Source organism: Pedobacter sp. ASV28 (genome assembly GCF_016428855.1).
Classification (GTDB): Bacteria; Bacteroidota; Bacteroidia; order Sphingobacteriales; family Sphingobacteriaceae; genus Pedobacter.
The window spans coordinates 1-13431 of sequence record NZ_JAELTN010000001.1; the positions used below are offsets into that span (position 1 = coordinate 1).

The window sequence follows — 13431 nt, forward strand, 5'->3', positions numbered from 1 at the left end:
TGGTCAGGTAAAACCACGAACAACAATTACCTTGAACATTTGCTGCCCATTATATTTTTCACGCAAATGCGTACCGTAATTATTATAGCCTTTTACGCCCCAATCTAATGCAGTTCCCATAGGTTGCAAAAATACAGAAAATAGATTTAAGATTTTAGTCTCAAAACTTTCCGGATACTGTTTTACACTTTTAATTTATTTGAAAAGCAGTGGCAATACTTATATTAAAGGTAGCCCGCTAAACGCTTTACTGCGCTTTTGCAATCGCAACGCTACATGTTCGCTTATATCGGGTTTAGTTGGCAAGTTCATTGCACAAGTCTAGGTTAACCAAGCCAAATGGCAGGGGATAGCGGTTCAACCACCTGTTTTTATGGCTTTTTGGCATGCTTTAACATTGCAGAGGTATCATCCGGGTAAAGAAAAATGGGTTACCGCAGCCTAGCAACACTGCGTAGCTTTACAAAAAAGACGACTGAGCGCCAAGCCAATCGTCTTTAAACATTGAGGATACTATACCTACCTTATGCTGTTTTTTTTCTATTAATTAAAAAGTAAATAGGAACTCCAAGTAGAACAATCAAAAGCCCAGGCCAAGTATATTGCTGTTTATAAATGAGCAACAATATACAAAAAGCTGCCCCAATCAGTAAGTAAACAATAGGCGTAACTGGGTACAACCATGTTTTGTAAGGCCTTTCTAAACCAGGTTTTTTAATCCTTAAATAGATCACGCCAAAAACAGTAATCATATAAAATAGTACAATAACAAAAGAGATCATATCTAAAAGGTTGCCATACTGGCCACTTAAACATAAAACAGACGCCCAAATCCCCTGCATCCAAAGTGATTTTTCCGGCACTCCATTTTTATTGTTTTGCAACGCGGCTTTAAAAAACATACCGTCTTTTGCCATGGTTTGGAAAACCCTAGCACCTGCCAATACAATCCCATTCACACAACCAAAGGTAGAAACCATCACTAACACGGCCATTATAATGGTACCAATGCCAGTACCAAAAATCTGTTCAGATGCTACAACCGCAACCCTATCATTAGGGGCAAAGGCAATGCCTTCTCTATTTAAGGTATTGAGATATACAAAATTGACCAACAGGTAAAGGATCATTACGGCCGTAGTACCTAATACCATAGAACGCACCACATTTTTTTTAGGATTTTCGATTTCTCCAGAAACAAAAGTAACGTTCTCCCAAGCTACGCTAGAAAATACCGAACCTACCATTGCAGCTGCAATCCCTCCCATTATAGCCATACCAGAAATGGATTCCCAACCAGATTTTAATAAATTACCGCTTGGATCTGTGTTGAGATTTTTGAAAGCTGCCCATCCAAAACTCATATTTTCAGCCCAAAAATTGCTTTTCACCAAGAGAAAACCTAAAATAATTAAGCCAATTATAGCAACGATTTTAGATCCTGTAAAGATATTCTGCAATAGTTTACCACCTTCAACACCTTTTGTATTGATATAAGTTAGCATAAGAATAACACCAATAGCTAAAATCTGTATCCAGGTAATTTTATATCCCCCATTTTGAAAAATTGGAGCGGCGTCATTTAAAGCAGGTATTAAATAGGCGGTAAATTTACCAAAGGCAACGGCAACAGCGGCAATAGTACCCGTTTGAATAACGGCAAACAGCCCCCAACCATAGAGAAACCCCATCATTTTACCAAAAACCTCCTTTAAATAAGTGTATTGTCCACCAGCTTTAGGAAACATGGAAGAAAGTTCTCCATAAGAAATTGCGGCAGCAACCGTCATTACCCCAGTAATCACCCAAACCACAATCAACCAGTAGCCCGAACCCAGATTTCTCATAATATCGGCACTCACGATAAAAATACCGCTTCCGATCATTGAACCCATCACTAGCATTACCCCATCAAAAAGGCTTAATTTTCGCTTAGAAGAACCTTCTTCTTGTTGATTTTTCATTTGTTTAGTTTAGTTTTTTTGGTTATTTTAAAAGCTAAGTTAAAAAAAGCAGGTTAATAATTACTTTGCCAACCAGTTTATTTATTAACGTCATAGATACACAATTTTCAATCTTTATCAGGAGTAAGATGATTTAAACCCTGCCTATTTGTTGCGAACACAAAACAAGATGGTATCTTAAAATTTAGCTGTACATGTGTAGTGAGATTTTAAAATTGGAATCACTTATACTATTGTTAAAAATTTGTGTCCAAACCGTAAAATATATTGACACTCAATAGTTTTTTTATTTACCTTGTATTTCGATTAATAACTAAACAACTAAATATAAATTTGAACTATGGAGTTTTTACAAAACAACTTAATTTATGCGATCCCTCTACTTGGCTTAGTGGGCATTTTGGTTATGGCGATAAAAAGCGCCTGGGTTAACAAGCAAGATGCCGGCGATGCGAACATGAAAGAATTGGCCGGCTACATTGCCGATGGTGCGATGGCTTTTTTAAGGGCCGAATGGAAAATCCTTGGTATTTTCGCCATTTTGGCGGCCGCCTTATTGGCCTACTCCGGTACAATAACCGAAATTAATGGCAAAGCGATCCACTCTAGCTGGATCATTTCTATTGCCTTCATTATTGGCGCCGTATTTTCTGCCACCGCAGGATATATAGGCATGAAAGCAGCAACAAAGGCGAATGTAAGAACCACACAGGCCGCCAGAACCAGCTTAAAACAGGCACTTAAAGTGAGTTTTACCGGTGGTACTGTAATGGGACTGGGCGTAGCAGGACTTGCCGTGTTGGGATTGGGAGGCTTGTTTATTATTTTTTTAAAGCATTTTAATGTAATCAGTGCCAATAGCAATGAGATGAGAACAGCTATCGAAGTGCTTACTGGCTTCTCTTTGGGTGCAGAATCTATTGCGCTCTTTGCACGTGTTGGCGGCGGCATCTATACCAAAGCTGCTGATGTGGGGGCCGACCTGGTAGGTAAAGTAGAGGCCGGCATACCTGAAGACGATGTACGTAATCCTGCAACAATTGCCGACAATGTGGGCGACAATGTGGGCGACGTTGCCGGAATGGGCGCAGACTTATTTGGCTCTTATGTGGCCACCATCTTAGCCACCATGGTATTGGGTCAGGAAATCTCGGTAGTGGATAATTTCGGCGGCATGTCGCCTATCTTATTACCTATGGTCATTTGCGGACTAGGCATTATATTCTCCATTATAGGCACTTGGTTTGTCACCATAAAAGATGAAAAATCGAATGTTCAGCATGCTTTAAATTTGGGCAACTGGTCATCCATTATAATTACAGGTGTGGCATCTTTCTTTTTAGTGAAATGGATGCTGCCAGAAACATTGAACCTACGTGGCTACGAATTCTCTAACACCAATGTATTTTATGCCATTTTGGTAGGCTTGGTTGTGGGAACCATTATGAGTATCGTCACCGAATATTATACCGCCATGGGCAAGGGTCCAGTAAACTCGATTATCCAACAATCGTCTACTGGGCATGCCACCAATATTATTGCAGGTCTTTCTGTGGGAATGAAGTCTACCGTAATCCCAATTCTGGTATTGGCTGGTGGAATTATGGCTTCATACCATTTCGCCGGATTGTATGGCGTAGCCATTGCCGCTGCAGGAATGATGGCCACCACAGCAATGCAATTGGCCATTGACGCGTTTGGACCTATTGCCGACAATGCAGGTGGTATTGCGGAAATGAGCCAACTGCCACCAGAAGTACGTGAGCGTACCGATAATTTGGATGCCGTGGGCAATACCACCGCTGCAACTGGTAAAGGCTTTGCCATTGCCTCGGCTGCTTTAACCTCATTGGCATTATTTGCCGCATTTGTGGGCATTGCCGGTATTTCTGCCATCGATATCTATAAAGCCCCTGTACTGGCCGGTTTATTTGTAGGCGGTATGATTCCATTTGTATTTTCTGCACTGTGTATTCAGGCAGTAGGCAAGGCAGCTATGGACATGGTACAGGAAGTCCGTCGCCAATTCCGCGAAATTCCTGGAATTATGGAATATAAGGCTAAACCCGAGTACGAAAAATGTGTAGCCATATCCACCCAAGCTTCTATTAGGGAAATGTTAATGCCCGGAGCCATCGCTTTAATTACCCCTATTATAGTAGGCTTCTTATTTGGCCCAGAAGTATTGGGAGGATTACTGGCCGGAGTAACCGTTTCTGGTGTTTTAATGGGCATATTCCAGTCCAATGCCGGTGGCGCTTGGGACAATGCCAAAAAATCTTTTGAAAAGGGTGTGGAAATAAATGGAGAGATGTACTACAAAAAATCAGAACCGCACAAGGCATCTGTAACCGGAGACACCGTTGGAGATCCTTTCAAAGATACCTCTGGTCCATCTATGAACATCTTGATCAAATTAATGTCTATCGTTTCCCTGGTAATCGCCCCATACATTGCCATAAGTGCCCAAGATCAAAATCTTAGCCAGGAAATAAAGACAGAGTTGAAAATCATCAAAACAGTGGATTCTGCAGGAAAAGAGCTTACCGATACCTTGATAAACAAAACTGACACACTAATTAGACACTGATATTGTTACGCTAAAAAAGGGATTTTGAGTAAAAATCCCTTTTTCATTTTAAATATTTTTATTTAGGTTTACGCCATTATTTTTAAAAAATATTCACTATTGAAACAAACTAAACTAAAACTATGAATTTCAGAAAGTCTATTGACTTACTTACAAAGGAGGCACAAGAGAGTGGCGAGGGCACGCTGAAAAGAACTCTTGGACCTGTAAACCTTGTAGCGTTAGGTATCGGTGCCATTATTGGTGCAGGTTTATTCTCAATTACAGGTTCTGCCGCAGCAAACAATGCAGGCCCCGCCATAACCATTTCATTCATTATTGCAGCTATTGGATGTGCTTTTGCCGGATTATGTTATGCAGAATTTGCATCTATGATACCTGTTGCTGGTAGTGCTTATACCTATTCTTATGCCACCATGGGCGAGTTCGTTGCCTGGATCATTGGATGGGATTTAGTGCTCGAATATGCCGTTGGCGCAGCAACAGTATCCATTAGCTGGAGTAGGTATCTGGTCAAGTTTCTACAATATTTCGACATTCACCTGCCAGCCCAGGTCGTTATGTCCCCATTTGATACGGCAACCCTTGCCGATGGTAGTGTGGTTTCGGGAATGTTCAATCTACCTGCCGTATTTATCGTGGTATTAATGTCCCTAGTATTGATCAAGGGTACAAAAGAATCAGCCTTTATCAATGGTATAATTGTAGCCATTAAGGTAGTTATCGTATTAATCTTCATTTTCTTGGGATGGAAATATATCAATGCCGACAATTTCCAACCCTATATCCCTAACAATACAGGTAAATTTGGAGAATATGGCATTTCCGGTATCATTAGAGCAGCAGGTATCGTATTCTTCGCCTATATCGGATTTGATGCAGTTTCTACTGCCGCACAGGAAGCAAAGAACCCTAAGAAAGATATGCCAATAGGGATATTGGTATCCTTGTTCATCTGTACCATTCTATATATCTTATTTGCCCACGTCATGACCGGTGTTGCCAACTATGAATTATTCAAAGGTCAGGATGGTATTGCACCAGTTGCCGTAGCCATTGACAATATGGGAGCTAAAAATGCAGCTGGTATCGTTACACCGGCCTATCCTTGGTTAAACAAAGCAATTATCTTAGCTATTTTAGGTGGTTATGCTTCTGTAATCCTGGTGATGCTTTTGGGACAGTCGAGGGTATTCTTCTCCATGAGTAAAGATGGTTTGCTACCTAAAGTATTCTCAAGTGTACACTCTAAATATAGCACACCAGCAAAAAGTAATTTATTGTTCATGGTATTCGTAAGCTTATTTGCAGCATTTGTACCTGCACGCGTAGTAGGTGAAATGACAAGTATCGGAACCTTATTTGCTTTTATCTTGGTATGTATCGGCATTATGATTTTAAGAAAACGTATGCCCGACTTGCCACGGGCCTTCAAAGTACCTCTAGTTCCACTTATCCCTATACTTGGTGTATTGGTATGTTTGGGCATGATGGTATTTTTACCTCTTGACACTTGGGTGCGTTTATTGGTTTGGATGATTATCGGTGTAAATGTTTACCTATTTTATGGAATTAAGAACAGTGCACTATCTGACAATCTTAAGACTACAATGATAAAAAGCAGTAAAACTGTTTCTTATGTTGGGTTAGCTTTGTCAGCCTTGTTGGTTATAGTTGCCATTTTACACCATCATTTATCCCTAGAAGCCGTGGCCTTAGATTCTAACGTAAATGCAGACTTTGGTCTATATTATTTCTCTCTTGCTTTTGCTGTATTGCATATTATTATCTATGGATACCGTATCGCTACCGTAAATAACATTGAGCCAAAATAAATGACATGATAAATCACAAAAAAAGCCACCCCAAAAGGGTGGTTTTTTTTGTTAACCAAAATTTCATCTGTTTTATTGTAATTAAACGTTTACTTTTGTAAAAACAAGGTATTATGGAACACTTGAAATTCGACTTTAATCAGATCTTATCTACTACAATGGTACTATTTGCCATTATCGATATTTTAGGTTCCATACCTATCATTATTGAACTGCGTAAAAAGGCCGGCCATATCCAATCTGAAAAGGCAGCACTAGTAGCCACAACATTAATGATCGTGTTCTTATTTGCAGGCAAAAGCCTATTGAGCATTATCGGTGTTGATGTGCAGTCTTTTGCTATTGCGGGCTCATTTGTTATTTTCGCACTGGCCATGGAAATGGTACTCGGGCTGACCATCTTTAAGGAAGAAGCTCCAGAAACAGTTTCTATTGTGCCATTGGCATTTCCCTTAATTGCAGGTGCTGGTACAATGACCACGCTTCTGTCTTTAAAAACAGAGTATGATACACAGAATATCCTAGTCGGTATTCTATTAAATATGCTCTTTGTATACTTTGTCCTAAAAAACACCAATAAGTTAGAACGACTATTTGGTAAAACAGGATTAAATATCCTAAGAAAAGCTTTTGGGATTATTTTATTGGCCATTGCCATCAAACTGTTCAGGACCAATACCGGACTGTAACATTTTGATAAGAATGGGGTCTTATTAATAGATGAACCTATTTGAGCAATTTACTTTATACATTGGAGCTTTGGCCATTCTTTTAGAGGCCATTCAATATTTTCGTGATAAATTAAAAAAACGATAACTACTGCTTAATGAGCCTCGCCACAAACATATTATCGGCTTTATTTGCATAACCTATAATCAGTTCCATAGCTTCTAGCTTTAAGCCAAAATTTTCGACTAGATAATTTACCACTTCCTCATTTTCCTCCTTAAATACAGAACAAGTCATATACACCAATGGCTTACCCGGCTTTAGATATTTCAATACATTGCCCGCAATGGCCCTTTGTAGTTTTACATAATTGGCAATCTTATATTCTTCAAAAAAATATAACATTTCCGGCGTACGACCCCATGTACCAGAACCTGAGCAAGGTGCATCAAGTAAGATTCCATCAAATTCATAGTGATGTAATACCTGATCATTATCTTGTAAAAGATCGAGCACCTTTTTATGATATTTCTTAATTCCCGCTAACTGAAAGCGCTCTTGTAGGTTGCCCAAACTTGTTTCCCTCACATCGCTCACCAACAATTCAATATGGGGCTCTATATCGTGTAGCAATAACGATTTCCCACCAGAGGCCGCACAGCAATCCCACCAATAATCATATCGATTAGGTTTGAAATAAACGCCCGTTCTCTGAGAAGAATAATCCTGCACCTGATATAAACGGGCGTCGGTAATGATTTGCTCCAATTTGGTTCCATTGGGCAAAGCCAAGGTGGTTTCGCCCAGCTCCTCCACAGCTATAGAATTTGCCAGAAACATTTTCTTTAGGCTTGGCAGGTGGGTTTCCCTAACCCTAATAAACAAATCGGGTTGTACAAATAAAGATTCTAAATGGGCTTGTCGATCCACTCCTTCCGATAGGGAAGCCTTGAAAGGAAATACTTCATCAAGCTTAAATGTGGGGTATTTATGAATGATCAGCTCAATTTTTTCCTTTAAGGGCAAAGCCATGTTCTCTCCCAACTCAGGAAGAAATTCGGTTACGATTAGGCTTGGATGATCATTACAAAGAAAATCTGCAATGGCCAAACGTACCAGCTTATTTAATGCTATTAACGCCTTGCCCAACCTAAAATAACTATAAATATACCTGCTGGCCCATCTCCTATCTGACGAGCCCATTTGTTTGTTTTGCTTAAAATAAACAACCAAATGCCTATGTAGGGGCAATTTTCCATCGTAGCTTTCTAGCACTTGTTCAAAGGCCCTAATATGGTGGTGTACTTTCATGGTAGCTTATTCAATTAAATCAAGGGAAAGGTTTCTGTATTGCAGCAACATCAGGTGCTTATTGAAATAACCATATTGGGGATCAAATTCAAAGTCAAATGAATTATGCAGCCCCTTATATCCATCCTTCGTCAAGAAATCAAGATAACGCGCACCATGTTTGGCCAGAAGCTGTCCAAAATATAGGCCTATATCAAAACCCTTAAAGGCATATTCACTCGGTTCAAACTCATATTTGGCACGATATGACCTTACAAACTCAATCACGTCCTTTCTTTTGTAGTCTACCCGATAAGAAGTACTGATAATGGTATTTAAGCCCTGCAGCTGATCAACATTATAGGCCTGTTTGGCCCAATTGGGATGCCCGAACAATTGAATGTCGTAGCCCGTAGTATTTAAAGTTTTAAGCTTATATAGCTTGCTCAGGCTGGGTGTGACAAACGGAACATCGGAAGAACATAAAACAACCAGGTATTTCTTCCCTTTCATCATCTTGGTTTCAAACGCATAGGTAGACGTATATTCCTGAACAATATAGTTGGGGTATTTTTGGGCAAACTGTCTTCTGATAGGCAAGGCAAATTGCTCATCAACCGCTTTTTTCGTATTGATCAGTACAACTATACAGTTCTCTGCCTTATTATGCTTAGCCATATAATCGGCTATCTTAACCCCATGCTGGTCAATGTCATTAACCACAGAAATCAGGTTGGGATTATCGAATTCCGATCGTTTTGAAGCCGCCAAAGGCGATACAATCGGCAAATCGTTGGCAATGGAAAAATTAGTCATGTATTTTAATCCATCGGGAAATACAGGACCAATAATCAGGTGACTAGTTTTAACCGTCTCTTTCTTCGTCAAAATAGCCAATTGGCTATTATCGTCCCTGCTGTCAAATACATTTACCTTAAAATTTAACCCTAAATTTGCAGCAGAATCAATCCCCAACATCAATCCCTGATAAAAGTCCAAGGCCATATCGGCTTTACCGATCTGCGATTTGGTAACTGTTTTGGAGTTAAATTGATTGAGCTTAAAAGGTATAAATACACTAATATGGCCTTCCGTAAATTTTGTTGCCGGCTTTTCAGCTATCTTCCCCTCAATCTCCTTTTTTACGGGATTTGTAGTAATTTTAGGAGAGCAGGCAGCTATTAATCCAACAAGAGCCAATAAGCCAACAAGCTTATTCCCACTCAATAGTTGCCGGAGGTTTCGAACTAATATCATACACAACTCGGTTAATTCCTTTTACTTTATTAATAATTTCATTAGAAATTTTAGCGAGTACGTTATAAGGCAAATGGCACCAATCTGCAGTCATTCCATCCAGCGATTCTACTGCCCTTAGGGCAATTACATTCTCATAGGTGCGCTCATCTCCCATTACACCAACCGAACGTACTGGTAAAAAGATAGCACCTGCCTGCCAAATCTGATCATATAATCCAGCATCTTTTAAATTTTGGATGTAGATATGATCTGCCTCTTGTAATATCGCAATTTTCTCTGCAGTTACCTCTCCAATAATACGGATGCCTAAACCCGGACCTGGAAAAGGATGTCTACCTAAAATAAACGATTCTAAGCCCAAAGTGTTTCCTACCCGACGCACTTCGTCTTTAAACAACGTCCTTAGGGGCTCTACCACTTTAAGTTTCATGAAATCTGGCAAACCACCTACGTTATGGTGCGACTTAATAGTTGCCGAAGGTCCTTTTACCGACACAGACTCAATAACATCGGGATAAATGGTGCCTTGTGCCAACCATTTCACCTCCTGAATTTGGTGTGCTTCATCATCAAACACTTCAATAAATACACGTCCAATAATCTTACGTTTCTTCTCCGGATCTTCTACACCTGCCAATTCACTTATAAATCTATCCTTGGCATCTACTCCTTTAATATTTAAACCAAAATCTTTATACTGCTCTAAAACACTTTCATATTCATTTTTGCGCAATAGGCCATTGTCTACAAATATACAGTGTAAATTCTTGCCAATAGCTTTGTGCAATAGCACTGCGGCTACACTCGAATCTACTCCTCCAGAAAGGGCCAACACCACTTTATCATCTCCCAATTGTGCTTTAAGTGAGGCAATGCTGGTTTCTGCAAAAGCATCTGAAGTCCAATCCTGGCTGCAATGACAGATCCCTACCAAAAAGTTGCTCAATAATAGCTTACCATCGATACTGTGGGTAACTTCTGGATGAAACTGTATGGCATAAGTCTGTTCGCCTTTTACCTGGTAACCTGCAACCTTTACCTCTGGTGTGCTCGCAATAATATCAAAGTGGTCTGGCACTTGTGTAATCGAATCACCGTGGCTCATCCAAACTTGTGAATCAACTAAAATGCCTTTAAACAAAGGATTTTCATGATCTACGAAGCTCAAATTAGCCCTACCATATTCTCTAGTTGCCGATGCTTCTACATTTCCTCCGCTTTGCTGGGCAATAAACTGTGCGCCGTAACAAACCGCTAATAATGGATACGCTTTAAATTGATTCAAATCCACAAAAGGAGCATCTTCTTGACGAACGGAAAACGGACTACCCGAAAGGATAATTCCTTTTACGGTAGAGTCCAGCTCTGGAATGTGGTTAAATGGATGAATTTCGCAGTATACATTTAGTTCGCGAACACGACGGGCAATAAGCTGTGTAAATTGCGAACCAAAATCGAGGATAATGATTTTTTCTAGCATGCGCAAAGGTAGGAATTTGAGATGATATTTAGGTTAATCGTTTCACTGTTTATTTGGTAAATTGATTCCTTTAGAAGCGCAATTTCAGTGCTTACTACTTCCAAAAGCCCTGCTAAACGCTTTACTTCGTGCTCGCTTATATCAGGTCTATTTAACCCAAAACACTGCTTTTCATTTTGCCCACACCCAAGACACCTAAGAAAACCTCAGCCCTTAGCAATACCTTCTTAAAGATCTTTAGCTTTCTTAAATGGTTAAAACAACCTACAAGGGCAATGTAAAACAAAAAATTGTTCCACCCGCTGGATTTTCCTCGTACCATATTTTACCGCCATGCGCCACTACAATTTGTTTACAAATGGATAAACCCAAACCATAAGACTTCTCTCCTTTGGTACCGAAACGTTTAGAAGAAGTAAATAACAGGAAAATATCATCTCCATATTTAGCGGGGATGCCAATACCGTTATCCAATACCTTAATCAAGACATCCGTCTTTCTTTTTTCTACTTCTACCTTAATCTCTTTGCCCACCTCACTAAACTTTATGGCATTGCCAATGAGGTTACTGATTACCCTAGCCACTTTTTGTACGTAGACATGGAGTTCCAAAACATCCACACTGGCCTTAAAACTAATATGCTGCTGCTTTTCATCAGCCCTATAATTTAATAGTGCAATGGCATTTTTTATAATCTCTATCAGTTCAGCTTGGATTTTCTTACCCTCGAAATCAAGCTCTTCCTTATTTTCTGCAGCTTCAATAATATCGTCAATCAAGGTAAGTGCATTATTACAGGCACCATCAATCAAAATGAGCTTATCCGTATTTAAACCTTGCTCATCTTCCAACAACATCAGTTTGGTCAAACTAGAAATCCCCACCACAGGGTTTCTAAGGTCATGGGCTACCGCCCTTAAAATGGTATCCTTTTCCTTATCACTGACCCCAAGTTTTGTAAGGGCTTCTTCTAATTTATCTTTCTGTAAGGAAATTTTATTATTCAACTCGGTAAGTATCTTAATGTTTTTCTTTGATTTTCGCCAATAGCTATAGATCAGTATCACTATGGAAATAACCATAGCAATGAATACGAACGTGATATAAAGATAGCGCTGCTGAATTTCAGCTTCCCTTTTTAAGAGGCTGATTTGATTTTCGTTGCTCAGATTCCTGAAGCGCTCATCAATATTGGTAGACCTTATTTTATCTACTTCCTTTTGTAGGGAATCTGTAAGGCCTATATATCGTTGTAGGTGGGCAAAGGCTTTCTTACTCTCTCCTACTTCACTTAAATACTCGGCATACAAGAGATGATAGGCCTGTATAAAATCGAGCCTTTTTATTTTTTTGTTATCCTTATCGAGTATTTTAAGATAATTCAATGCTTCACCCATCTTACGGGTTTTCAAATAAACTTTTATCAGTTTTATTTTAGCGGTAACTACATCAACACTATCAAAACCGGGTTGGTCATTAATGGCTATACTTTCTTTAAGCAGCTGTTCGGCCTTCCTATATTTCTTTTGCCTTAGCAGCTCACCCCCCATATTACCATAAAGCACCCCCCTGGCCACCTTAAAATACCATTTCTTATCTGGCAAGGTATCAGTTCTATTGACAAAACTTAAGGCTTCCTGATAAAACAACAGCGCACTATCTATCTTACCTACGTGTGAATAGCATAGGGCAATATTGTTAAATAGTTCCTGCTGTTTATAGATTTCCTGAAAATTCTGCTTGCAGGTTTTCACCTCGGCCAGGGACTGCCTAAAATAAGCACCTGCTTCCCTGTATTTAGATTGCCGATACAAGATCATGGCTATTCGATAGCTATAGTTGCTATTGGCACATTTGTCGCTAATTACAGGAAGTAGTTTCTTGGCAAAGAAATAATTCTTGTAGGCCTCCTCATATGCCTTCAGTTTAAACAAGGCATCGCCCTTGGCATAATAGGCTCCAGCCAGTTCTTTAATATATTTTTTGGTATTGCCGGTAGCCTTGATGGTATACAGCATGCTATCGGCATAAGGCAGGGCCTTTTCAAACCTACCCTTAAAGAAATGGTGAAAATAAAAACTGTTATAGATATTGTAAACTGATTTAGGCGGCAGCTTTCTATTGCTGTTTAAGGCATGCTGCAATTTATTTAGCGCCTCTTCTTTATCAAAATCATCATTATAGACCCAAGAGCTATTATTGATCAGGGAATCCAATAGCAGGTTGGTGTTATGCTGTTGTTTATCATTGCATGATGCAAAAACAACAAAAAACACGGAAACCAAGCTTAATATATAATTGGATAATTTCTTAAAAGGCATTATTTACACCAACTAAAATAG

8 protein-coding genes are annotated in these 13431 nt (G+C 39.5%); 3 read left to right on the top strand and 5 right to left on the bottom strand.

Annotated elements, in window-relative coordinates; translation table 11 throughout:
• Positions 1-524 precede the first annotated feature (524 nt).
• Positions 525-1964, bottom strand: coding sequence for an APC family permease (locus JHD79_RS00010; RefSeq protein WP_199117026.1), 1440 nt, complete (start codon positions 1962-1964; stop codon positions 525-527).
• 340 nt (positions 1965-2304) lie between these two features.
• On the opposite strand from JHD79_RS00010, the gene JHD79_RS00015 reads away from it, so the two are divergent.
• The 3 genes from JHD79_RS00015 to JHD79_RS00025 all read left to right on the top strand — a co-directional run bounded on the left by JHD79_RS00015 (position 2305) and on the right by JHD79_RS00025 (position 7078).
• A complete protein-coding gene (locus JHD79_RS00015; RefSeq protein ID WP_199117027.1) occupies positions 2305-4554 on the top strand; it encodes a sodium-translocating pyrophosphatase in 2250 nt (749 codons plus the stop codon).
• Positions 4555-4676: 122 nt separating this feature from the next.
• Positions 4677-6389, top strand: coding sequence for an amino acid permease (locus JHD79_RS00020; protein WP_199117028.1), 1713 nt, complete (start codon positions 4677-4679; stop codon positions 6387-6389).
• Between the two features lie 113 nt (positions 6390-6502).
• Positions 6503-7078 carry a MarC family protein gene (locus JHD79_RS00025; protein WP_199117029.1) on the top strand — a complete coding sequence of 192 codons (576 nt, stop codon included), beginning with the start codon at positions 6503-6505 and terminating at the stop codon, positions 7076-7078.
• A gap of 127 nt (positions 7079-7205) precedes the next feature.
• Here the strand turns inward: JHD79_RS00025 and JHD79_RS00030 are convergent, their stop codons facing one another.
• From JHD79_RS00030 to JHD79_RS00045, 4 genes are all read right to left on the bottom strand, one after another.
• Positions 7206-8369 (bottom strand): RsmB/NOP family class I SAM-dependent RNA methyltransferase, encoded by a 1164-nt coding sequence (locus JHD79_RS00030; protein WP_199117030.1) that lies wholly within the window; start codon positions 8367-8369, stop codon positions 7206-7208.
• Positions 8370-8375: 6 nt separating this feature from the next.
• The gene (locus tag JHD79_RS00035) at positions 8376-9605 is read right to left on the bottom strand and encodes an ABC transporter substrate-binding protein (RefSeq protein ID WP_199117031.1); all 1230 of its coding nucleotides are present in this window, start codon (positions 9603-9605) and stop codon (positions 8376-8378) included.
• Positions 9562-11088 (bottom strand): glutamine-hydrolyzing GMP synthase, encoded by a 1527-nt coding sequence (guaA, locus tag JHD79_RS00040; RefSeq protein WP_199117032.1) that lies wholly within the window; start codon positions 11086-11088, stop codon positions 9562-9564. Before guaA ends, JHD79_RS00035 begins: the two co-directional genes overlap by 44 nt.
• 264 nt (positions 11089-11352) lie before the next feature.
• Positions 11353-13410, bottom strand: a complete 2058-nt coding sequence (locus JHD79_RS00045; protein ID WP_199117033.1) for an ATP-binding protein — start codon at positions 13408-13410, stop codon at positions 11353-11355.
• Positions 13411-13431: the final 21 nt, after the last annotated feature.